Annotated in this window: 24 protein-coding genes and 1 tRNA gene; all 25 read right to left on the bottom strand. The window is 44.5% G+C overall.

The window, feature by feature from the left end:
* Positions 1-191: 191 nt before the first annotated feature.
* The 25 genes from rpoC to FRZ06_19900 all read right to left on the bottom strand — a co-directional run bounded on the left by rpoC (position 192) and on the right by FRZ06_19900 (position 23,391).
* Entirely contained in the window at positions 192-3,839 is a 3,648-nt protein-coding gene (gene rpoC / locus FRZ06_20020) for a DNA-directed RNA polymerase subunit beta' (protein QOX65481.1), read from the bottom strand.
* 18 nt (positions 3,840-3,857) lie between these two features.
* Positions 3,858-7,553, bottom strand: coding sequence for a DNA-directed RNA polymerase subunit beta (gene rpoB / locus FRZ06_20015; GenBank protein QOX65480.1), 3,696 nt, complete (start codon positions 7,551-7,553; stop codon positions 3,858-3,860).
* A gap of 316 nt (positions 7,554-7,869) precedes the next feature.
* Positions 7,870-8,235, bottom strand: a complete 366-nt coding sequence (locus FRZ06_20010) for a 50S ribosomal protein L7/L12 (GenBank protein QOX65479.1) — start codon at positions 8,233-8,235, stop codon at positions 7,870-7,872.
* 64 nt (positions 8,236-8,299) lie between these two features.
* On the bottom strand, positions 8,300-8,797 hold the full coding sequence (locus FRZ06_20005; protein QOX65478.1) for a 50S ribosomal protein L10: 498 nt from the start codon (positions 8,795-8,797) through the stop codon (positions 8,300-8,302).
* A gap of 172 nt (positions 8,798-8,969) precedes the next feature.
* Positions 8,970-9,668: a 50S ribosomal protein L1 gene (locus FRZ06_20000; GenBank protein QOX65477.1), complete on the bottom strand. Its 699-nt coding sequence runs from the start codon at positions 9,666-9,668 to the stop codon at positions 8,970-8,972.
* Between the two features lie 45 nt (positions 9,669-9,713).
* A complete protein-coding gene (rplK, locus tag FRZ06_19995) occupies positions 9,714-10,139 on the bottom strand; it encodes a 50S ribosomal protein L11 (GenBank protein QOX65476.1) in 426 nt (141 codons plus the stop codon).
* A gap of 150 nt (positions 10,140-10,289) precedes the next feature.
* Positions 10,290-11,030 carry a transcription termination/antitermination protein NusG gene (gene nusG, locus FRZ06_19990; GenBank protein QOX65475.1) on the bottom strand — a complete coding sequence of 247 codons (741 nt, stop codon included), beginning with the start codon at positions 11,028-11,030 and terminating at the stop codon, positions 10,290-10,292.
* Positions 11,031-11,114: 84 nt separating this feature from the next.
* Positions 11,115-11,363, bottom strand: coding sequence for a preprotein translocase subunit SecE (secE, locus tag FRZ06_19985; protein QOX65474.1), 249 nt, complete (start codon positions 11,361-11,363; stop codon positions 11,115-11,117).
* Between the two features lie 14 nt (positions 11,364-11,377).
* Positions 11,378-11,527 (bottom strand): 50S ribosomal protein L33, encoded by a 150-nt coding sequence (rpmG, locus tag FRZ06_19980; protein QOX65473.1) that lies wholly within the window; start codon positions 11,525-11,527, stop codon positions 11,378-11,380.
* 214 nt (positions 11,528-11,741) lie between these two features.
* Complete coding sequence (locus FRZ06_19975) at positions 11,742-12,209, bottom strand: YbaK/EbsC family protein (GenBank protein QOX65472.1); 468 nt, start codon at positions 12,207-12,209, stop codon at positions 11,742-11,744.
* Positions 12,210-12,387: 178 nt separating this feature from the next.
* Positions 12,388-13,581, bottom strand: coding sequence for an elongation factor Tu (gene tuf, locus FRZ06_19970; protein ID QOX65471.1), 1,194 nt, complete (start codon positions 13,579-13,581; stop codon positions 12,388-12,390).
* A 104-nt stretch (positions 13,582-13,685) separates the two neighbouring features.
* Positions 13,686-13,761, bottom strand: a tRNA-Thr gene (locus FRZ06_19965).
* 64 nt (positions 13,762-13,825) lie between these two features.
* On the bottom strand, positions 13,826-14,470 hold the full coding sequence (gene sigH, locus FRZ06_19960) for an RNA polymerase sporulation sigma factor SigH (GenBank protein ID QOX65470.1): 645 nt from the start codon (positions 14,468-14,470) through the stop codon (positions 13,826-13,828).
* A gap of 216 nt (positions 14,471-14,686) precedes the next feature.
* Positions 14,687-15,571 (bottom strand): 23S rRNA (guanosine(2251)-2'-O)-methyltransferase RlmB, encoded by an 885-nt coding sequence (gene rlmB / locus FRZ06_19955; GenBank protein ID QOX65469.1) that lies wholly within the window; start codon positions 15,569-15,571, stop codon positions 14,687-14,689.
* Complete coding sequence (locus FRZ06_19950) at positions 15,489-15,974, bottom strand: dihydrofolate reductase (protein ID QOX65468.1); 486 nt, start codon at positions 15,972-15,974, stop codon at positions 15,489-15,491. Before FRZ06_19950 ends, rlmB begins: the two co-directional genes overlap by 83 nt.
* Positions 15,975-16,049: 75 nt before the next feature.
* Entirely contained in the window at positions 16,050-16,880 is an 831-nt protein-coding gene (thyA, locus tag FRZ06_19945) for a thymidylate synthase (GenBank protein ID QOX65467.1), read from the bottom strand.
* 60 nt (positions 16,881-16,940) lie between these two features.
* The gene (locus FRZ06_19940) at positions 16,941-17,438 is read right to left on the bottom strand and encodes a hypothetical protein (protein ID QOX65466.1); all 498 of its coding nucleotides are present in this window, start codon (positions 17,436-17,438) and stop codon (positions 16,941-16,943) included.
* Complete coding sequence (locus FRZ06_19935; protein QOX65465.1) at positions 17,398-17,838, bottom strand: ribonuclease III; 441 nt, start codon at positions 17,836-17,838, stop codon at positions 17,398-17,400. The genes FRZ06_19940 and FRZ06_19935 overlap by 41 nt, the downstream gene beginning before the upstream one ends.
* 151 nt (positions 17,839-17,989) lie before the next feature.
* Positions 17,990-18,724, bottom strand: a complete 735-nt coding sequence (locus FRZ06_19930; protein ID QOX65464.1) for a polymer-forming cytoskeletal protein — start codon at positions 18,722-18,724, stop codon at positions 17,990-17,992.
* Positions 18,725-18,742: 18 nt separating this feature from the next.
* Positions 18,743-19,450 carry a polymer-forming cytoskeletal protein gene (locus tag FRZ06_19925; GenBank protein QOX65463.1) on the bottom strand — a complete coding sequence of 236 codons (708 nt, stop codon included), beginning with the start codon at positions 19,448-19,450 and terminating at the stop codon, positions 18,743-18,745.
* A gap of 68 nt (positions 19,451-19,518) precedes the next feature.
* Positions 19,519-20,427: a polymer-forming cytoskeletal protein gene (locus FRZ06_19920; GenBank protein QOX65462.1), complete on the bottom strand. Its 909-nt coding sequence runs from the start codon at positions 20,425-20,427 to the stop codon at positions 19,519-19,521.
* 30 nt (positions 20,428-20,457) lie between these two features.
* Positions 20,458-21,348 carry a polysaccharide deacetylase gene (locus FRZ06_19915; protein QOX65461.1) on the bottom strand — a complete coding sequence of 297 codons (891 nt, stop codon included), beginning with the start codon at positions 21,346-21,348 and terminating at the stop codon, positions 20,458-20,460.
* Between the two features lie 216 nt (positions 21,349-21,564).
* Entirely contained in the window at positions 21,565-22,296 is a 732-nt protein-coding gene (locus FRZ06_19910) for a metallophosphoesterase (GenBank protein QOX66025.1), read from the bottom strand.
* On the bottom strand, positions 22,182-22,490 hold the full coding sequence (locus FRZ06_19905; protein QOX65460.1) for a methylated-DNA--[protein]-cysteine S-methyltransferase: 309 nt from the start codon (positions 22,488-22,490) through the stop codon (positions 22,182-22,184). The genes FRZ06_19910 and FRZ06_19905 overlap by 115 nt, the downstream gene beginning before the upstream one ends.
* 61 nt (positions 22,491-22,551) lie before the next feature.
* The gene (locus FRZ06_19900) at positions 22,552-23,391 is read right to left on the bottom strand and encodes an HAD family hydrolase (protein QOX65459.1); all 840 of its coding nucleotides are present in this window, start codon (positions 23,389-23,391) and stop codon (positions 22,552-22,554) included.
* Positions 23,392-23,469: the final 78 nt, after the last annotated feature.

The following is a 23,469-nucleotide window of genomic DNA, read 5'->3' as shown; positions in this document are numbered from 1 at the left end:
TTTCCTTGCTTGTGCAAGGGCACAATAAAATATATTCTAAGCTACGAAGCTTAAAACCAACGCATAGTATATCACAGCTCGAATCATTATGTCAATGGATTTCTCGCAGGTGTTTCGCTCAGTTCATGTTTCGTTTTCTCAATTCATACTCGCAGACTGCTGTAATGCAATCTGCGAGTATAATCTTTTGCTTATTCGACTTCAATGATCTCGGCGAGTTCTGCAATCTCTGACATATCTGCCAGGTCTTCCACATCTGCCGCTCTCATCGGTTCACTGTCATAATCGTCGAAGTCCTCATCCTCCACCGGTGGTTTGAAGGAGTCCATCAACTCGGTGTTTACACCGTAGTCAACAGTGATATTCTTGTATCTCTTCATACCAGTTCCTGCAGGGATCAGCTTTCCAATGATAACATTTTCCTTTAATCCCAGGAGTCGGTCCATCTTGCCTTTGATGGCAGCATCTGTGAGAACACGGGTCGTTTCCTGGAAGGATGCTGCTGACAGGAAGGAATTTGTTGCAAGAGAAGCCTTCGTGATTCCAAGGAGGATCCTCTTACCCACTGCCATTTCTCCACCGGCCGCTTCTGCTGCTTCATTGGCATCGTCCAGCTCAAATTTGCTGTACAAACCACCTGGCAGTAACGCAGTATCTCCGGCATCCTCGATTTTATACTTAGACAGCATCTGGCTTACGATTACTTCAACGTGTTTGTCGTTGATATCTACACCCTGCTGTTTGTATACTCTCTGTACTTCTTTGAGAAGGTACTGATATACGCCTTCGACTCCATTGAGTCTTAAAATATCATGAGGGTTCAACGGACCTTTGGTAATCTGTCCGCCGGCGAGGACGTAATCCCCTTCCTTAACGTTCAGTCTTGCACCGTAAGGTATGATATATACCCGTTCCTCTTCTCCTCTGACCTTTACTTCTGTCTTATTGTCTTTTCTTGATTCAATCGATACAACAGTCCCGTCCCCTTCGCAGATCTCTGCAAGACCCTTTGGCTTTCTAGCCTCGAAAAGTTCTTCTACTCTAGGAAGACCGTGTGTGATATCGCTTCCCGCTACGCCTCCTGTATGGAACGTACGCATGGTCAGCTGAGTACCCGGTTCACCGATGGACTGAGCAGCTGTGATACCGACCGCTTCACCGATGTTGACCGACTCTCCTGTCGCCAGGTTTCTGCCGTAGCATTTCGCGCAGATACCGTATACACTGTGACAGGTCATAACGGAACGGATGGCTACCGATTCAATGCCGGATGCCTCAATCTCGTCGGCGTGACCCTCCAGAATTTCTTCTCCCTGTTCCACGATAACCTTTCCGGTTTTCGGGTTCACGATGTCGATCAAAGCAATTCTTCCGATGATACGGAGCTTCAGAGGCTCAATAACCTCCTTGCCATCTGTAAAGGCCTTAACTTCGATTCCCTCATCGGTTCCGCAGTCAACTTCCCTTACGATAACGTTATGGCTGACGTCTACAAGTCTTCTGGTCAGATAACCGGAGTCTGCCGTTCTGAGCGCTGTATCTGCAAGACCTTTTCTTGCTCCGTTGGTGGAAATAAAGTATTCCAGTACGGAAAGTCCTTCACGGAAGTTGGACTTGATCGGAATTTCAATGGTCTTTCCTGATGCGTTGGCCATGAGTCCACGCATACCGCCGACCTGCTTGATCTGGCTCTTGCTTCCTCGAGCTCCGGAGTGCGCCATGATGAACAGGTTATTCAGTGTCCCCAGCGACTTCATCAGTTCATCAGCGATGTCATCTGTCGCATTGTTCCAAATATCGATAACCTTTTCATATCGTTCCGAATTGGACATGAGTCCTCTTCGATAAGCGGTTTCGTACTTTTCAACCTTCTTTTCCGCTTCTGCAAGGATTCTTGGTTTCTCTTTCGGTATTTCCATGTCGGAGACGCTGATGGTAATGGCTCCGATGGTGGAGTAGTGGAAGCCCGTATCCTTGATATAGTCAAGCATGATTGCCGTCTTTGTATTTCCGTGTCTTCTGTAGCATTTATCAATGATCTGACTCAGCTTCTTCTTGTCGCAAAGAAAATCGATTTCAAGAGAATACTTGTCGATTTCTCTGTCCACATAGCCCATATCCTGAGGGATCTTCTCGTTGAAGATGAACCTTCCGACGGTGGATTCGATGAGCTTACCTCTTGAATCTCCTTCCAGGAACAATCTCACCTTTACTCTCGCATGAAGGCCCACAACTCCGTTTCTATATGCCATAAGCATTTCATCAAAGTCAGTAAAGATCTTTCCATCGCCCTTTTCGGCCGGAGTATTTCTCTCTTCTACACCGGGGTGGGTCAGGTAGTAGCTTCCCAAAATCATATCCTGTGTCGGCGTCGTGATAGGCGATCCATCTTTCGGCGCAAGAATGTTGTTTACGGAAAGCATGAGGAATCTTGCTTCTGCCTGTGCTTCTACAGACAGTGGAACGTGTACCGCCATCTGGTCTCCATCGAAGTCCGCATTATATGCAGTACAAACCAGCGGATGGAGCTTTATGGCTTTACCTTCTACAAGGACCGGCTCGAAAGCCTGAATTCCCAATCTATGCAGCGTGGGAGCACGGTTTAAAAGTACAGGATGCTCCTTGATAACCTCGTCGAGAACGTCCCAAACCTCTGGTCTAACCTTTTCAACCATTCTCTTAGCGCTCTTGATATTGTGGGAATGCCCCTTCTGAACAAGCTTTTTCATAATGAAAGGCTTAAACAGCTCCAGTGCCATTTTCTTTGGCAGACCGCACTGATAGAACTTCAGCTCCGGTCCAACAACGATTACGGAACGTCCGGAATAGTCAACACGCTTTCCGAGAAGGTTCTGTCTGAATCGTCCCTGTTTTCCCTTCAGCATGTCTGACAGGGATTTCAGCGGTCTGCTTCCAGGTCCCGTTACCGGTCTTCCTCTCCTGCCGTTGTCGATGAGGGCATCTACCGCCTCCTGAAGCATTCTCTTTTCATTTCTGACGATGATATCAGGTGCTCCAAGATCCAGCAGTCTCTTAAGTCTATTATTTCTGTTGATTACTCTTCTATATAGGTCGTTCAGGTCGGAAGTGGCAAAACGTCCGCCGTCCAGCTGAACCATCGGTCTCAGATCCGGAGGAATCACCGGGATTACCTCAAGAACCATCCATTCCGGTTTATTCTCAGATAATCTCAGCGCTTCAATCACTTCAAGCCTTCTGACGATTCTAATCTTCTTCTGCCCGGAGCTGTCTCTCAGCTTTTTTCTCATGTCGTCGGACAGAGCCACAAGGTCAATCTGGGCCAGCAGGTCACGAATCGCTTCCGCACCCATTGCCGCCTTAAACCCTGCACCGTACTTGTCTCTTGCTTCTCGGTACTGCTGCTCAGTCAAAATTTCCTTGTATCCCAGTCCAGAGCTGCCCGGATCGGTAACGATGTAAGCTGCGAAATATAAGACTTTCTCCAAATTTCTTGGGGAAATGTCAAGAACCAAACCCATTCTGCTCGGGATGCCCTTGAAATACCAAATGTGGGAAACAGGGGCCGCAAGTTCGATGTGGCCCATTCTTTCTCTTCTGACTTTTGCCTTTGTAACCTCTACTCCGCAGCGATCACAAACGATGCCTTTATATCGAATTCTCTTATATTTACCGCAATGACACTCCCAGTCCTTCTGAGGCCCGAAGATTCTCTCGCAGAACAAACCTTCTTTCTCAGGTTTCAAAGTTCTGTAGTTAATGGTTTCGGGTTTTTTAACCTCTCCTTTTGACCAGCTTCTTATCTTTTCTGTAGATGCAAGACTGATTTGCAGTGCTTCAAAATTGTTTAATTCATACAAGGAGCTTCTCCCCCTTTCTTATACTTCATCATTGAAATCTTCGTCAATCAAGTCCATATCCATGTCTTCATCATCAACGTCTTCATCCACAATTTCCTCGGAGAAACCGCCTTCTTCCTCGAAGAATTCGCCTTCATCCGTTATGGATTCAATATCGATAATGCTCTCTAATCCTGAAATGCCATCGACTTCTGCTGATTCCTTGATTTCGATCTCTTCATTGTCATCAGTCAATACCTTAACGTCCAGACCAAGGCTCTGCATTTCTTTAATCAGTACCTTGAAGGATTCAGGAATTCCCGGTTCCGGAATGTTCTCGCCCTTGACGATTGCTTCATAGGTCTTTACACGGCCTACGACATCATCGGATTTTACGGTGAGAATTTCTTGCAGCGTATAAGCCGCTCCATAAGCCTCCAGTGCCCATACTTCCATTTCTCCGAATCGCTGTCCGCCGAACTGAGCTTTTCCGCCCAAAGGCTGCTGTGTGACCAGGGAGTAAGGTCCAGTGCTTCTTGCATGAATCTTGTCATCAACAAGGTGATGCAGCTTCAGCATATACATATATCCTACGGTAACCGGATTATCAAATGCTTCTCCGGTTCTTCCGTCTCTTAAAATCAGCTTTCCGCTCTTTGGATATCCGCACTCATCAAGCAAGTCGATGATATCCTGCTCGCTGGCACCGTCAAATACCGGTGTTGCAATATACCAGTCTTTGTATTTGGCAGCAAGACCCAGATGGGTTTCCAAAACCTGACCGACGTTCATACGAGACGGTACACCCAGGGGGTTCAGCATGACCTGAAGGGGCACGCCGTTTTCCATAAAAGGCATATCCTCTTCCGGAAGAATTCGGGAGATAACACCCTTATTTCCGTGACGACCGGCCATCTTATCGCCTACGCTGATCTTTCTCTTTGTTGCGATATAGCATCTTACCAGCTTGTTTACGCCAGGTGGCAGTTCGTCGCCGTTTTCCCTTGAGAAAATCTTAACGTCAACGATGATACCGGCTTCTCCGTGAGGTACTCTGAGGGAAGTGTCTCTTACTTCTCTCGCTTTTTCACCGAAGATTGCTCTCAGCAAACGTTCTTCTGCAGTAAGTTCCGTTTCTCCCTTAGGTGTAACTTTACCTACCAGAATATCAGAAGAGCTTACTTCTGCACCGATTCTGATGATACCTTCCTCATCCAGATCTCTCAGTGCATCTTCGCCCACATTGGGGATATCCCTTGTGATTTCTTCGGGTCCCAGCTTCGTATCTCTTGCTTCTGCCTCATATTCTTCAATATGGAGGGAAGTGAGTGCATCCTCCATGATCAATCTTTCATTCAGAATAATCGCATCCTCGTAATTGTAGCCTTCCCAGGTCATAAAACCGATAAGAAGGTTCTTGCCCAATGCGACCTCACCCATGTCAGTAGAAGGTCCGTCTGCTATGACCTCACCCTGCTCTATGTGTTCATTTTTGCTGACGATGGGCTTCTGGTTGATACAGGTACCCTGGTTGGAACGCTTAAATTTGAGCATCTTATATTCGTCGGCGCCCAGTCCGTCGTCCCTTCTGATCTTTATCTTCGTAGCATCAACATACTCGACAGTACCTGCATTTCTGGCCAGGAGAACAACTCCTGAATCCCTTGCAGCGGTATGCTCCATACCGGTTCCAACGATTGGTGCGTCGGTAATCAGAAGAGGCACAGCCTGACGCTGCATGTTGGATCCCATCAGTGCTCGGTTGGCGTCATCGTTCTCAAGGAACGGGATCATTGCTGTCGCTACAGATACTACCTGCTTTGGAGATACGTCCATATAATCAATGAGATCTCTCGGTACAAGGTCGATTTCTCCGCCTGCACCTCTGGATGCAACTCTGTGATTTACAAACCTTCCTTCAGAATCAAGAGGCTCATTCGCCTGCGCGATGATGAGCATTTCTTCTTCATCTGCGGTAACATAATCAATGGTTTCGCTTACGATGCCCCTGCCTTTGTCCACGCGGCGATAAGGAGCTTCGATAAAGCCATACTCATTGATTCTTCCATATGTGGTAAGAGATCCTATGAGACCAATGTTCGGTCCTTCAGGAGTCTCGATCGGGCACATTCTTCCGTAGTGGGAATGGTGAACGTCTCGAACTTCGAATCCGGCCCTCTCTCTGGAAAGACCTCCGGGTCCCAATGCAGAAAGCCTTCTCTTGTGAGTCAGCTCAGCAAGGGGGTTGGTCTGATCCATAAACTGTGACAGCTGGGAGCTTCCGAAAAACTCCTTGATGGCTGCAGTAACCGGTCTGATGTTCATCAGCGCCTGAGGTGTTGTTACCTCGATATCCTGAATCGTCATTCTTTCTTTTACGACTCTTTCCATACGTGCAAGACCGATTCGGAACTGGTTTTGAAGAAGTTCTCCAACCGTCCTCAGTCTTCTGTTGCCCAAATGGTCGATATCGTCAACATTTCCAATCCCGTGATCCAGGTTCAGAATGTAGCTTACCGATGCGATAATGTCATCGACAATAATATGTTTCGGAGAAAGGGTTGCCTTATTCAGCGCAAGTGCTTCTTTAATGGCTGCCTCTCCCTCGTTGTTTTCCAGGATGTCTTTCAGAACAGGGTAGTAAACCTTGTCTGCTATCTTAAAGCCTTCCAGGCTGAAATCAACATAATCCTCAAGATTGACAAAATTGTTTCCGATAATCTTCACAACATGTCCTTCTTCGGTTTTGCTGTAAACGTAGATATATTTCACGCCGGCATTTTCAATCTGAAATCCAGCTTCCCTTGAAATCTTGGCATCTTTCTCCACTAGAATTTCGCCCGTATTGGGGTCTATGACATCTTCTGCCGCCACGCAGCCTATAATACGGTTGGATAATCCCAGCTTCTTATTATACTTATATCTTCCTACCTTGGCTAAATCATAGCGCTTCGGATCAAAAAACAGGGAATCCAAGAGAGATTTTGCACTTTCCACGGTAGGTGGCTCTCCAGGTCTCAGTTTCTTGTAGATTTCCTTCAGACCATCTTCGTAGGTCTTGGTAGGATCCTTTTCGATTGTCCTGCGCAATCTTTCATCTTCACCGAAGATGTCAACGATTTCCTGATCAGTTGCAAAACCAAGCGCTCTCAGCAAGGTTGTAACCGGCTGTTTTCTTGTACGGTCTACACGAACAGATATAATTTCATTGGAATCTGTCTCATATTCCAGCCATGCGCCTCGATTTGGAATAATCGTTGTTGAAAACAATTTATTATTTGATTTGTCAACAGTAACGCTGTAATACGGTCCTGGAGAACGAACCAATTGCGTTACCACAACACGCTCGGCACCGTTATAGATGAAGGTACCTTTCTCTGTCATGAGAGGAAAGTCACCCATAAAGACTTCCTGCTCTTTAACTTCTCCGGTTTCTTTATTGACTAATCTGACTTTTACCTTCAGTGGAGCTGCATATGTTACGTCACGTTCTTTACATTCTTCCTGATCATATTTTGGGGAATCATTCAGAGAATAATCAATAAATTCCAACACCAGATTACCTGCGTAATCCTTGATTGGAGAGATATCTTCGAAGACCTCCCGAAGGCCTTCCTCGATGAACCAATCATATGATTCAGTCTGAATTTGGATAAGATTTGGCATTGCCGCTACTTCATTTATCTTCGAGTAGCTCATTCGTGTCTTTTTACCTATTTTAACGGGATCTGGCATATTCATCACTCCTTGCATAGAAAACAAAATACTTCGCGTGGCAATGTACTATAATATCATACGTGCTTCAAGTAGTCAAGCAATATTTTAGCAAATAGAAAAAAGGCGATTATTTTTAAGCATCGCCCTTTTGGTGATATGTTATACATGTTTCCAAGAAAATATTTCTGGCTATAGTATTCTCCATTCTGCCTCTCCGTTTCCATCAGTTCCCGGCTGGCAAAATGAAGTCCCGCTTCCGTAGAATGCGGGACTGCATTATCTTGAAATTGCTTCGATAGGCTAAGGGGTTATCTCTTAAATCCTATTAACAGAACTATTTCAGTTCTACTGTAGCGCCAACTTCAGTAAGCTTTGTTTTGATTTCTTCAGCTTCTGCCTTGGATACGCCTTCTTTGAGGTTAGCAGGAGCACCGTCAACCAGGTCCTTAGCTTCCTTCAGACCAAGTCCTGTCAGCTCTCTAACAACCTTGATTACTTTGATCTTTTCTGCGCCTGCGCTAGCAAGAACTACAGTGAATTCAGTCTGCTCTTCAACCTCAGCTACTGCTGCTGCTCCACCTGCTGCTGCTACTGGAGCTGCTGCGGATACGCCGAATTCTTCTTCACAAGCTTTAACGAGTTCGTTTAACTCTAAAACGGTCATAGCTTTTATCGCTTCGATAATTTGCTCTTTATTCATTTTAATAATCTCCTTTATAAATTTTCAAATTGTTATTTTTAGTTTTATCTAATTTCAGAGGGATTTACGCCTCTGTCTTTGCATCAGCAATTGCCTGCAGTGTGCGTGCAAACTTGGATACCGGTGACTGGATGCTTCCCATGAATTTCGCGATCAATTCATCTCTGGATGGTAGGGATGCGACTGCTTTTACGCCCTCTGCATCAAAGAAAGTTCCTTCGATAACACCCGCCTTGAAATCCATCTTTTTGAAATCCTTGATAATTCCGCTGAGAACTCTTGCCGGTGCAACCGCGTCATCATAGCTGATGGCAAATGCGCTCGGTCCGGAAAGAACGTCCTTCAATGCTTCATATTTGGTTCCTTCGATGGCTCTGTTCACCAGAGTATTCTTGTATACGGTATAGTCTACGTTGGCCTCACGCAGCTTTTTTCTCATGGCGTCTGCCTGAGCTACGGTGATGCCGATATAATCGATCACGACCGCGGACTGCGCTTTCTCCAGCTTCTCTTTGATTTCATCAATAATCGCCTGTTTTTGCTTCAGATGTTCAACTGACATATTCTGTTCTCCTCTCCCGCACCGCCCCGTGGAGCCATGCGATGTTAATAAAAAGGCCTTTCCTGCCATAGACAGAAAAGGCTCCATAATCATCAATTGATATTTATGAAATACCTCGGCAGGAAATTAAGCGATTGCACCTGCTGTCTACGGCGGATATTCTTTTTAATTATTAGAATGTTATCTTAATCGGATTGACCTTGACTCCAGGTCCCATGGTGGAAGCCACCGTAACACTCTTCAGATACTGGCCCTTCGCAGCTGCTGGCTTAGCCTTAACAACAGCTTCAAGCAATGCATTGAAGTTGTCTGCAAGCTTCTCTGGTCCAAAGGAAACCTTTCCGATAGGAGTGTGGATGATATTGGTCTTGTCCAGACGATACTCAACCTTACCGGCTTTGATCTCCTGAAGTGCCTTCTCCACATCCATTGTTACAGTTCCAGACTTAGGATTCGGCATGAGGCCTTTCGGTCCCAGAATCTTACCAAGTCTACCAACAACGCCCATCATATCCGGTGTAGCTACTACTACATCAAAGTCAAACCAGTTTTCTGTCTGAATCTTTGTGGCCAGTTCTTCCGCACCGACAAATTCTGCTCCTGCAGCTTCTGCCTCAGCAGCCTTCGGTCCCTTTGCAAAAACCAATACTCTCTTGGTTTTACCGGTTCCGTGTGGCAGTACGATTGCTCCTCTGACCTGCTGGTCTGCATGTCTTCCGTCAACGCCAAGCTTGATGTGAACTTCAACGGTTTCATCGAATTTCGCTTTTGCAGTCTGAACTGCAAGTCCTAACGCTTCTTTTACGTCGTATACTGTGCTTCTGTCGACTAATTTTGCCGACTCCTTGTAAATCTTACCTCTTTTAGGCATTTCAATTACCTCCTTGTGGTGCAAACGGCTGCGCCTCCCACGTAATTATTCCTTAACAACAATTCCCATGCTTCTTGCTGTGCCAGCGATCATTGAAGTTGCGCTGTCAAGATTGGCAGCATTCAGATCCGGCATTTTGAGCTTTGCAATTTCCTTAACCTGTTCTACACTAATTGTAGCAACCTTTTTCTTGTTTGGTTCTCCCGACGCGGACTTCAGATTTGCAGCTTTCTTAAGCAGTACTGCTGCCGGCGGTGTCTTCGTAACAAAGGTAAATGATCTGTCACCATAAACTGTAATAACTACAGGGATGATCATTCCAGGCTGATCGGCGGTTTTTGCGTTAAACTGCTTGCAGAAATCCATGATGTTAACGCCCTTTTGTCCAAGCGCCGGTCCTACCGGTGGAGCTGGAGTTGCGTTCCCTGCGGGAATCTGCAGTTTAATTAACCCTTCAACTTTCTTTGCCATATTGATCGGTCTCCTTTCTAATTGCTTGTTAATGTTCCGAAATACTTTCTCACATGCGCTTTCGTATTCGCTTACGTACATCTTGGTACGTGCGCTTCATACGATCTCGCAGTTTCGCGTCTTCGGAAAAATTTCTGCGCAATTTAATTCCTATATTTTGTCGACCTGGCCAAATTCCAGTTCGACGGGAGTATCTCTACCAAACATTGAAATTCTGACTTTCAGCGTCTGCTTATCCATATTGACTTCCTCAACAACACCCATAAAGCTTTCAAAGGGCCCGTTGATTACTTTGACGCTGTCGCCTGGTTCGATATCCAACTGGATATAAACCTTTTCAATTCCCATTCTGCGAACTTCATCGCCGGTAAGCGGAATCGGTTCTGAACCGTGGCCTACAAACCCGGTTACACCCTGCGTATTTCTTACAAGGTACCATGATTCGTTGGTTACGATCATTTTAACAAGGACATAGCCGGGGAACATCTTTCTTGTTTTGACCTTCCTCTGGCCATTTTTGATTTCTACGTGGTCTTCGGTAGGCACTACAATGCTCAGAACAAGATCTTGCATACCTCTGTTCTCAACGATTTTCTCAATATTCACCTTTACCTTGTTTTCATGACCCGAATACGTATGAACAACGTACCATTTCGCTTTTTTGGATTTGTCACCGACAATATCCTCTTCCTTTGCAGGAAAAACAGAGTCTGTTTCTTCAGCAGGCTGGGAATCAGTTTCATCGTCATCTGCTGCTTCTTCGGTTTCCTCTTCTTCGGTTTCTTCTACCTCTGATTCGAGTTCCGCATCTTCCTCTTCGAAATCTTCGTCATCATAATCATCAAGTACTTCGAATTCTTCGAATTCTTCGTTCTTCTTACTCTTGGCCATCTGTGCCTTCCTTTTTTACATAATAATTAATGCGCACCTACAAAATCATTTGCATCCTGCGCACCTAACAGGGGTTACCCCTCGTTAGAAACTAATGTTCAGTACGTATTTCAGGGAAGCCAGGAAAGCGGAGTCAACAGCCCAGATAGCCAGACCCATAGCGACACAAGTAAAAAGCACAACGCCAGTATAGGAAATCAATTCCCGTCTTGTGGGCCATACAACTTTTTTAACTTCCGTCCTAATTCCCTTGAAATAATCTTTCAGGCTTGCTCTCGGCTTCTTATTAGCAGCCGCAGCAGGAACAGGTTTCTTCGCTTTTTCCTTTTCCATAATAATCACATCCTCTATTTCGTTTCTTTGTGAGCGGTGTGTTTTTTGCAGAATCTGCAATACTTGCTGAACTCTAAACGATCAGGATCGTTTTTTTTGTTTTTCGTAGTATTGTAATTCCTCTGCTTGCACTCTGTGCATGCCAACGTTACTCTTACTCTCATGATTGTCCTCCGTCTAATCTAAAATTCAGAGCCATGTTTCATGCTCCGTCGTATATTAAATATTTCTTTATTGTGACATAAATCACACGATTATATCATGTTCTTACCATAAAGTCGCTTAATTAAGTTATCATACTTTCCGATGCCTGTCAAGAGAATTTCGACGAAACCTTGCCAAAAGCCTTGGAAATCAAGAGGATCTTCCCCAACTGCCTTAATTGGTCTGGGTGATCGACACCCAACTCCCCTTTGTTGCGGTCACAAGCTCTTCAATGGTAAACCGCACTGCGGAATTGGCTGTCCCCGCCGCAGGATATACAACCTCATATCGCTTCAAGGACTCGTCCAAATATACGGTGATATTGTCCGGAAGTGCGAAGGGACAAACGCCGCCTACCGGATGCCCGGTTAAGACGAGGGTCTCATCGTGAGAAAGCATTTGCGCCTTACATTGAAAGGTTTCTTTAAACTTCCGATTATCAATTCTTGCGGTCCCACAAACTACCAGAATGATGATTCTGCCATCCTTTAAACGCAGAGCAAGGGATTTGGCGATCTCTCCAGGTTCCCTTCCCAGAGCTTTCGCAGCCAGTTCAACTGTCGCGCTGCTTTCCTTTAGCAGAATGATCTCATTTGGTATATTATGGTCATCAAAATGCTTTTTTACACTTTCCCAGCTCATTTTCTCTCCGTATGTGGCCTTGATCGGTTAAAATAAACTTTTCACAGATCAGGTAGTTCATTAAAAATGCTGTGCTAGTACTCAGAATTGGGTGTTACAGAGTGCTAGTATTAAGACCCGCATTACTGCGGGTCTTCGCTGAAACCGTTTCCGGTCAATCATTTAATTTGGCAAGCAATTATTCGACGATCTTAGCTACAACGCCGGAACCTACTGTTCTTCCACCTTCTCTGATGGCGAATCTCAGTCCTTCTTCGATAGCGATCGGGCTGATCAGCTCGATTTCCATCTGGATGTTGTCTCCAGGCATACACATTTCTACGCCTTCTGGTAAGTTCAGGTTTCCTGTTACGTCTGTTGTTCTGAAGTAGAACTGCGGTCTGTATCCGTTAAAGAACGGTGTATGTCTCCCGCCTTCTTCCTTCTTCAATACGTATACCTGGGAAGTGAACTTTGTGTGGGGCTTGATGCTGCCCGGCTTTGCAAGTACCTGACCTCTTTCGATGTCAGTTCTCTGTACACCACGAAGCAGTGCTCCGATGTTGTCTCCAGCCTGTGCCTGATCAAGAAGCTTTCTGAACATTTCTACGCCTGTTACAACTACTTTTCTTGATGCTTCTGCAAGTCCTACGATTTCTACTTCGTCGGATACCTTCAGGATTCCTCTTTCGACTCTTCCTGTTGCTACTGTTCCTCTTCCTGTGATGGAGAATACATCCTCAACAGGCATCAGGAATGGCTTGTCGGTTGGTCTTTCTGGCTCTGGAATAAAGCTGTCTACTGCATCAAACAGTTCAACAATCTTATCTCCCCATGGGCCTTCTGGATTATTTAATGCTTCCAGTGCGGATCCTCTGATGATTGGTGTGTCATCGCCAGGGAATTCATATACGTCAAGAAGTTCTCTTACTTCCATTTCTACAAGGTCAAGAAGCTCATCATCGTCTACCATGTCACATTTGTTCAGGAATACTACGATGTATGGTACGCCTACCTGTCTGGACAGCAGGATGTGCTCTCTTGTCTGCGGCATTGGTCCGTCTGTTGCTGCTACTACAAGGATTGCTCCGTCCATCTGCGCTGCTCCTGTGATCATGTTCTTTACATAGTCAGCATGTCCGGGGCAGTCAACGTGCGCATAGTGTCTGTTCGGTGTTTCGTACTCTACGTGCGCAGTTGCGATGGTGATACCTCTTTCTCTTTCTTCTGGTGCCTTGTCGATCTGGTCGAAGGCTACCATCTGGCCGAGTCCGTATCTCTGGTATAAGGTCTTTGTGATTGCCGCTGTCAATGTGGTCTTGCCATGGTCTACGTGACCGATTGTCCCAATATTAACATGGGGCTTGTTTCTTTCAAATTTAGCTTTTGCCATTTTTTACTCCTCCGTTAGATTTTAACCTTCTATTTTTTGATTGTACCTTCATGATTCTCAGTTGATCCGTTCACTGAGGAAAGTATCCCTGCATGGTACTAAATTGGAGCTGTTGAGCAGGTTCGAACTGCCTACCTCTTCCTTACCAAGGAAGTGCTCTACCTACTGAGCTACAACAGCATAACTAGCTGTGTCCGATGCACTAGGTTATTTTACTATACTCCTGCTCATAATGTCAATACATTTATCTACCTAAATATAACTCTAATTTTCTTTTTGTCCTCTGTATAGCATTATCAATGGCTTTCGGCGATTTTCCGGTAATTTCGGCAATTTTATGGTAGGATTTTCCTTTTAAATATTCATTCCAGACACTGAGTTCGAGATCACTGAAAATCTCAGCCCCATTCCCCTCAATATAACCCATATCTTCCTTTAAAAGAAATAATGCCTCCGGATCTGTGTTGCTGTTTGAAGAAAGGATTTCCTCCAAGGTGGTATCCGGTTCCGTATCAGACAATGGCTTGCTGAGAGATACAGATGTATTCAGCGGAGAGTGTTTCAGCCTCGTCGCCCGCTTGATTGCAGTGATGATCTGTCTGTTGATGCATAGCTCCGCAAAAGTATGAAAGGATGCCTGTCTGCCCTTGTTGTAGCTCCGAATGGCTTTAAAAATCCCGATCATGCCTTCCTGAACGATATCCTCGCTGTCTGCACCCACCATAAAATAAAGATGTGCTTTGCTTCTGACCACATCCTTATACTTTCTGATGAGAAACTCCTCAGCGTTTGCCTCGCCTTCCTGCGCTAAATTCACCAGTTCCTCGTCGGTAAATTCTTCATAATTTTTCTCCATACAATTATCCCTTTTTATACCATTCATTTTCATATTTGTAAGGAAACCGTAAACCCTATCACCGTCTTTGTGCGACGCATAGTAAGACGGCGGTTTCCTACTTTTGTCATTCCCCTTATCAAAGCTTTCCTTGTTCTAGTCAAGTACTTGCTGCGCGGAGATAGAGGTATTCTCTAAGAAAACCGTAGATCCTATCACCGTCTTTGTGCGACGCATAGTAAGACGGCGGTTTCCGTGAGAATACCTCTATCAACCTCTTTGCCGTCTAACCTCATACATCAAAATCGCAGCAGCATTGGATGCATTGAGTGAATTGATTTTTCCACACATGGGGATGGATAAACTGAAATCGCATTTTTCTTTTACAAGCCTGCTGATTCCCTGTCCTTCTGCCCCGATGACCAGCGCAATCTTCCCTCTCAGGTCTGCCTTATGATACTCAGTACCCCCCATATCACAAGCCCCTACCCATACGCCCAGTTCCTTGAGCTTGTCCACAGTCTGCGCGATGTTGGAAACCTTTGCAACAGATACATATTCCACCGCTCCTGCAGACGCTTTGACTACTACGTCCGTGATTCCGGCAGCCCTACGCTTGGGAATGATAATTCCATGGGCACCGGCACCGTCTGCGGTACGAATGATGGCTCCCAGATTATGTGGATCTTCGATCCCATCCAGAATGATCAGGAATGGGTCTTCTCCCTTTTCTCTGGCTTTCTCAAGAATATCTTCCACATCGCAGTATTCGTAGTTTGAGACTACAGCTGCAACACCCTGATGAACCCTCCCATCGGCAATCCGCTCCAAAGCGGCTTTGTCCACCAACTGGTAATGAAGCTTTTTCTCCTTTGCCATGCCGATGATTTTCTTGATAGATCCTTCAGCATCCTTTAAGATCACCAGCTTCTCGATTTCACGACCGCTTTTCAGCGCTTCCATTACCGGATTTCTTCCGATAATGATGTTCTCATTTTCTGGAACCACTTCTTCATTCTTAGATTGTTTTTCTTCTTTATACTTATTTTGCCCGCGTTGAATATCCTTCAATTTATTTTCTCCTATATTCTGTAAACTGATACGATACACCTTTCTCTGTAACGGGGTCACTGACGCTGACCAGTTCCATATCATTTCTCACGTCCAGATTCTCAAAGAACTTATCAGCTTCATAGACTCCATGAATTTTTGTTACGATATGGCTGCTGCAATAGGGCAGAAACTGCCGATAGATGTCAGCCCCGCCAATAATGAAAACATCCTCCATATCATAAGCCTCCAGAGTCTTAAATAATTCACCCATAGATCCGCACTTGATACAGTCCGGCTCAAATTCCTCGTTTCTCGAAAGGACAATATTGACTCTGTCCCTAAGAGGTTTTTTCCCCGGTAAGGATTCAAAGGTTGTCCTGCCCATGACAACGACCTTGCCCAAGGTCTTCTCTTTAAAATATTTGAGATCGCCAGGCAGATTCACGAGAAGACCGCCGTCTTTCCCGATTCCCCAGTTACGATCTACTGCAACGATGGTTTTCAATTGATTGCTCCTTTCCGTTCTTTCCCTTATATGGTACCCTTTTTTTTCTAAAGCACTTCTTAGAGATTCCGCCTTCTAGATAGCAACGGGGATCTTTTCATTGAAATCATGGTAATCATAGTCTTCCAGCTTAAAATGTTCCTTTGTAAACTGATAAAAATCATCAATGGATTGGTCAACAATCAATTTCGGTGCCGGTTTTGGCGCTCTTTTTATCATCTCTTCCACCAGGGGCACATGCCTGTCATAGATATGCGCATCGGCAATAACGTGGATCAATTCTCCTGCCTCAAATCCTGTTGCCTGAGCCATCATAATCAAGAGCAAACTGTACTGGGTCACATTCCAGTTAGACGCAGTGGCCATGTCCTGCGATCTCTGATTCAAAATTGCATTCAATACGTTTCCGCTGACATTGAACGTCATGGAATATGCACAGGGATAAAGCCCCATCTCATGAAGGTCTTGAAAGGTATAAATATTCGTCATAATTCTGCGGCTTGCAGGATTGTTTTTCAAATCAAAGAGAACCCGATCTACCTGATCAAATTCTCCTTCCGGGTATTTGTGCTTTACGCCAAGCTGATACCCGTAGGCTTTCCCGATGGTACCATGCTCATCAGCCCAGCTGTCCCAGATGCTGCTACTCAATTCATGAATATCGTTGGATTTCTTTTGCCATATCCACAGCAGCTCATCCAGCGCACTTTTCCAATACGTGCGGCGCAGGGTCATAATAGGAAATTCTTCTTTAAGGTCATAGCGATTTATGATTCCAAATTTTTTTACAGTGTGTGCAGGGGTTCCGTCCTCCCACCTTGGCCGAACTGCTAAATCCGTATCCCATACACCGTTTTCCATTATGTCCTTACAATTTTGAATAAAAATATAATCTGCCTTACTCACAGCGCACCTCCATCTTTCCTTATGACTTTTTCCAAATCTTCTTTTTTCTTAACAACTCAACTATTTTTCTATTTCTGCTGTTACCGAAAGGTGCTTGATCGGTAAAATCCAAAGCAGATAACCTCTCACCTTAGCACGATATCTGACGTCCTGAATTAGTTCAACCGGTCTTCCAGTATTCGGATCCTCATAGCGAAGCAGCCCCTTTTGATCTTTATCAGCTATTTTGATGTCGTAAACTCGATACATCAAAATTCCGGAACGTTCCAGAAACCCGTCGTATTGCTCCGTCACCGAGTAGTCTACGAACGTCTTAAAGTTCTGCTCATCTATGGATAGATTTTTTACTTCATCCAGCATGGTTGATTTTATCACAAGAGCTATGAGCAATACGATAATCATGATAATCATTGTTTTTTCTCTGCTGCTCATAGGAGCTTTTTTCTCTGTCTCCTCACTGCTTTCCTGGCTGATCTTTCTGTTGGTTTTATAATAATCGCCAATTCCATCACGAAATTTATTGCGAACAACCTTTTTCTTCCTTTTGTGCTCCTGCATTCTCTTTTCCCTTTTTCCTTTCAATCAGGTCAATTGTTTGATCTATGAGTTCTTCCATTCTTTCATGGTTTTGAGACAGATACAGAAACCCGACCAGGGCCTCAAACGCAGTTGCGAGCTTATAATCAACAGGGTCTGCATTTCTCGGTTTTGTAGCGGACTTTTTATTTCTTGCTCGCTTTACCAGATTAAGCTCTGACTCTGAAAGCTTGTCCATCAAGAGTTTCAGGGCAGCAGCTTGTGCATCGGCTCGTACAAAGCGTACCGCTTCTCGATGAAGAATATCAGCATTAATCAGCCCACGTTCCATAACGTGCTTTCTGACATAGATTTCATAGACAGCGTCGCCCATAAAAGCAAGGGCTGTGGTATTCATAAACTCATAATTCTGTTTTTCCATAGTCTCTCCGATTTTTTTAATTTGCCTTTGATTGCAAGGCTTGGCAGGCTTTTGCTACCGTTGCCAGTATAGCACAAAATCAAAGAAATTAAAATAGAAACAATATAAAAGAGCACCTGCAATGAATTGAGGTGCCCTCATCATATTTTTTCTACTCGTTATCTTCTTTTGAGACGTTAACTTTACCCTGCAGCTCTGCACCTGCACTCATGGAAAGTGTCGGTGCGGTAATGGAGCCTTTCACCAGTGATGTCCCAGACATGTGAGCTCCCTTAACGGCCTCAACATTCCCTTTGATCTTTCCGTCAATGGTTATCAGCTGACCGATCATATTTCCGGACAAGGTGCTTTCTTTTCCTATGTTCACATCGCCCCGTGCCTTTACGTCACCTTCAACAATGCAGGTTCCCAGTTCAACATTTCCGCCTTCAATATCTCCAGCGACCTTTCCTGTCACCTTGATATCTCCATAAGCAAAGACATCCCCAATGATGCTTCCTTCAACCCGGATATGACCTTTGCTGCTGACTGTCCCGTTAATGGTTGTCAAGGAAGAAATTACACCCACCTCTGAAACGGGCTGATAATTTTCGATGACTGGTTTCGGTTCTTCTTTCCATTCGAATACAGGAATTTCAACTTTTTTTGCAACAACCTCGTCAGATTTCACAACACCTTCAAACCCTTTTTTGTCTGACACAAAAGAGTTTATTTCCTCAGCCGCAGCAGTTGCTTCCTGCTTTTGTTCTTCCTGCCTTTGTTCTTCCGAATGAACCGATTCTTCCTCCAGCTGCTTTTCAACTACCTTCTTCATTAGATCTGAAAAACTCTCTCCCAGCTCGCTTCCCTTCTGAATCACCTTATCTTTATTCTCATTGTCACTCATTATTTTACCTCACTACTTCTACACTCCGAAAATGGAATTGAATTCTTTTTCACTTTGTGAGCTGTCTAGAGCAACGCTGACATTTCCGTGCAGCTTCGCCCCCTGACTCATAGAGATGGTCTGAGAACGCACATCTCCAGCCAAAAGCGCATTTTCAAAAAACTCGGACATCTTTGTGATCACGAGATTGCCTTTGACCTTTCCGTTTATTTTTATGTTTTCGGCTATGATATCCCCAACAACAACTGTATTCTGCCCAATTGTAACGTTACCTTTCGCCTTGATATTTCCTTGAATTGTACAGCCATTCAGTGTAAAACTATGGCCTGCAAGATCACCTACAACGGTCCCTGTCGCCTTGATATCGCCATCTGTGCGAATAGAGCCTTTCACATCGCCATAGATATCAATATTCCCGCTGGATGTGATTTCACCGACAATAACCATGGATCTCGATATTACTGTGGCCGGCACATCATCCTGCACTGGCGAAGCGCCAGTCTCTGTTACCGCTTTTGCATTATAGAGAAACTTTCTGCGTTCCTGATCAACATCAGATTCCCGCTCTGCTTCCTGATCCTTTTCTGCAAAATAGTCTGTTACTTTATTCTGTTCATAACTTGTATCGGCAGAATCATCCTGGCCTTTGATCCCAGAAGCTTGATCATTTCCGGGCAGGCCCATTAAATCCAAAACTGCCTTAGAGAAATTATTTTTATTTGCCATAATTTATCCCTCCAAAATCTTATTCAAAACTGCGGCATCATCCAACCATGAATAATGCTTCGTTCATATTAAACTACGATATCTACGTCGAAGCTGATATCTGTCTCTTTTTCATTCAGAGGTATATTGACTTCGCCTTGGATCTTTGCACCCTGACTCATAGCAATAGATGTGGTCGTTACGTTGCCTGCAAGGATTGCCTTGGGCTGGAATTTAGCTTCGTTGCCCACATTTACATTCCCTTTGATTCTTCCATCCAAACAAAAGTTCTCGCCCTTAACATCACCGATCACAACAGAGTTCTCATCCACTGTAACCGATCCGCTTGCAATGATATTGCCCTGCACAGCACAGGCGATCAGTTCAATATCTTTTCCGATCAGATCCCCGATTACCTTGCCATTGGCTCGAATGTCGCCATGAGATGCAACTTTTCCTTTCACACTTCCCAGAAGCTCAACATCGCCTTCAGCATTAATTTCTCCGATCAAAACGGTCCCTCTTGCTATGGTCGTAACACCCGGAGGTTCCTTGATAGCATCCGAATTTCCACGCACCGATGTCTGAGACTGAAATGGTTGACTCTGCTGTGGCTGCGACAAAGGCTGTGATTGCTGCAGTGTCTCAGCTGTTTGAGTCGATTCAACTTGAATTTGCTGTGGAGCATCCTGCGGCTGCGATGTCTGCTGCTGTGCAAGCATTGCCATAATTCTCTCTTTAGGGTTCTGACCTGCTTTGAATACACCGCCATCCTTCTGTTCTGTCTGAAGGTTTTCTTTATCCAAATCCGTCATCGCTTCCGTTTCCTCCTCTATGAGTTCTTCTTCAGCAGCGGTTTCCGCTGCACCCTCTATCATCTCGGGAATCTCATTTGCCAGCTCCTTCTCCGGTTCCGGCTCAACTGTTTTGGATATTCCAATCAGCTCTGATACAGCTTGGGAAAAATTACTTTTCACTCCCATTTCGGCATCCTCCATCTTGAATTTTTCTATTCGTCTTAAATTTTTCTATTCGTAATTGATATAATTAAATGCAATGGGACTGACGTCATTTGTCAATGCCTCAAATTGCATGCCTCTGCTCTTATAATACTCGATGATTCCCGGCAATGCAGCAACGGTGTAATACTTTGCGGCACTGTCATGCATCAATAAAATAATCCGGTCCTTTTTTTCTGACGAACGAATGGTGTTGTTATACACGGAAGCTGCTGTTGCATTGGAAGCTGCATCTCCGTTGGATGAATTCCAGTCATAGTAAGTAAATCCGCGCCTTGTCATCTCAGCAATGATCTCTTCATAAAAAAGCGCATTGTATTTGTTAATGCTGCCGCCCGGAAAGCGAAAAATCTCTGTCTTGAGTCCGGTTGCCTCATAGATCAGCTCATAAGTGCGATTGAAATCCTCCAGATAACTTTCCACTGAATCATAGACGCTTGTGTATACATGGGAATAAGTATGAATTCCAAGGGTATGCCCCTCCGCTACAATCCTGCGCATGATTTCGGGTTCTTTTTCGCCCTCTTTCCCAATAATGAAGAAGGTCGCCTTGATATTTTCTTTCTTTAGAATGTCCAATATCTCCAAGGTTCTTCCCGATGGTCCGTCATCAAAGGTAAGATACACTGTGCCTGCCACTGATTTCGTTGCCTTTTCGGGCTTTGCATAAAGATCCGGATAGAGGGCCTGATACTCTATGGAAAGGCTGTTTTGCGGCTCTTCTTCTTCCTTTGGATTTGCCTGCGCAAGTACAATCCCAGACTGTATTTCAGCAATCTGGTCACGATAATTACCATTCATTACCGCAAGGCAGATCGTCGAAACAGTTAGCCCACAAATAAGAAGTATAATAATAGCAATAATAAAATGCTTAAAAAAGCGTACACTTCCGAAATACATCACACACACACTTTCAAATCATAAAACACGTTTACGTGATTTAATTATATCTGTCTGCCCGATTATTTTCAACAAGTTTCAACTTTATTCGCCATTATTTTTGCTGGTACTTTACAGCAAATTATATCATTCGCTCTATCCTCAAACGCTAAGGCACTGTCTCGTTGAGATTTAGAGTTACTGCGCAGAATAATTTATCACCCTGTCAAGCGAACACTAGAATCGGTCGCTATTATTCAGAAGGTTTTTAAGGAAGCCAGATTCCGTTTTTTGCGTCTGAGGGGCCTCCTCATACAGAATCGACGCATTCAGAGAATCACATGTTATCGTGACAACTGCATACGAGCCTTTTCTGCCTCCCACAGGCAGGGACAAGCTTCCCGGATTCAGCAAATAAAGCCCTTCCACCTGACGGAATAACGGGATATGCGTATGACCGAAAAAGACCGCCCTGCACCCTAGCGATTCTGCTTTATACATGATATGATCCAGACCTTGCTTTACATTTTCCATATGTCCGTGGGACAAATATATTTTTCCATATTCGGTTTCAAAAATCTGATATTCTTCCCTCGAAAAAGCCCCGTCCATGTTGCCTCTTACAGATAGTAAAGAAACGGGAAGCAGCTCTTTTAACCGTTTCGCATCGTTCCAAAGATCACCCAGATGAATGATCAAATCAATTTCCTGAAGCTGATGATAAATCTCCACTGCTTTGTCAATTTTTCCGTGGGTATCGCTGAATACTAATATTCTCAAGTCAAATATTCCTCCTTGCTCGCTATATAACAGAAAAAGTTTACCACAGAATTCGATTTCCTGCGATAAACTTTTTAAACTCCTGCATCTTCCCAGAAGTGAACCTTCAAATCTATGAAACCATTTTCCTTGAAATGAATGCCCTCCATCTTCAGAAGGGTTCGCTGCTGATCCCAGTGGGGCACCAATCGCCCCTGGCTGTTTACGACGCGATGGCAGGGAACTTCCGTATAAAATGATGCGTAATGCATTGCCTGCCCTACCATTCTGGATCTCTGTGGTTCTCCCAGCATCCGCGCAATGGCACCGTAGGTCGTTACCCTTCCTTTCGGAATTCTGCCAACGACTTCGTAGACCCTGAAATAAAAATCTTCCTTTTTCATATTTGACACCGCCAAGCAAAAATTAGCCGATCAGATGCGTACTCAGAATGAATCAGTGCCCTTAGATAGCATCAGCATCGGGTATATTATAGGAAAAGTCCAAATCATTCAGCACTCTGAGCAAGACCTCTTTCACACCTTCCGCTTCATTGGAAACGGTTATAAAACCCGCGTTGTCCTTCAGCTGAGGATGGGCATTTTCCATTGCAATTCCCAGTCCTGCAACCTGTATCATCGACAGATCGTTTAAATGATCTCCGATTGCAATGACATCTTCTATCGAAATCTTAAGAGCATCCGCTAGCGTCTTGAGTGCAGCTCCCTTCGAAGCTCCTTCCGGAAGAATTTCAAGATAAGTTTCTTCTGATTGGGTAAAGTTGATCTTTATTCCCATGCGATTTTGCAGATCTTGCGAAAAAAAATCGAATTTACCATTGTCGCCTATGATCAGAATTTTCGTCGGAGCAAGCTGCAGGAAATCATGCAAATCCCCCACTACTTCGCATTCCACGTCTTCCTTTTTGAGGTGCTTTTCAATTCCAGGAGTCATTTCTTTTATGTAAATCTTACCGTTCTGATATAAAAGAACATCCCACTCATAATCTTGGAGCAGTTTTAACGCTTCTTTCGCCACTTCATATTTCAAGAATGCTTCGAAAATGATATCATTCTTATCCATGTCTATTATTTTAGCGCCGTTATAAAGAATTGCAGGCCCTGCGACATTCAAAAGATTCAAATGCGGCTTCACCGCATCCTCCATTCTTCCGGTAGCAACGGTAAAGATACCTCCTTGACGCTGGTATGATTGGATCAATTCTTTTGTAGCCGCTGACACGTTTCCGTCATTGCCTAAAAGAGTGCCGTCTAAATCCGATACAACAAGTTTATATTTCAAAATTCTTCCTCCTTATCCCTGCTTACCCTTTTATTATGACAAAGAGGCCCTGTCCTGTCAACCCGGATGAGACTAACGAAA

It is taken from the genome of Clostridiales bacterium (genome assembly GCA_015243575.1).
GTDB classification, from domain to species: domain Bacteria; phylum Bacillota; class Clostridia; order Peptostreptococcales; family Anaerovoracaceae; genus Anoxybacterium; species Anoxybacterium hadale.
This window is presented reverse-complemented; position numbering and strand designations above follow the sequence as displayed.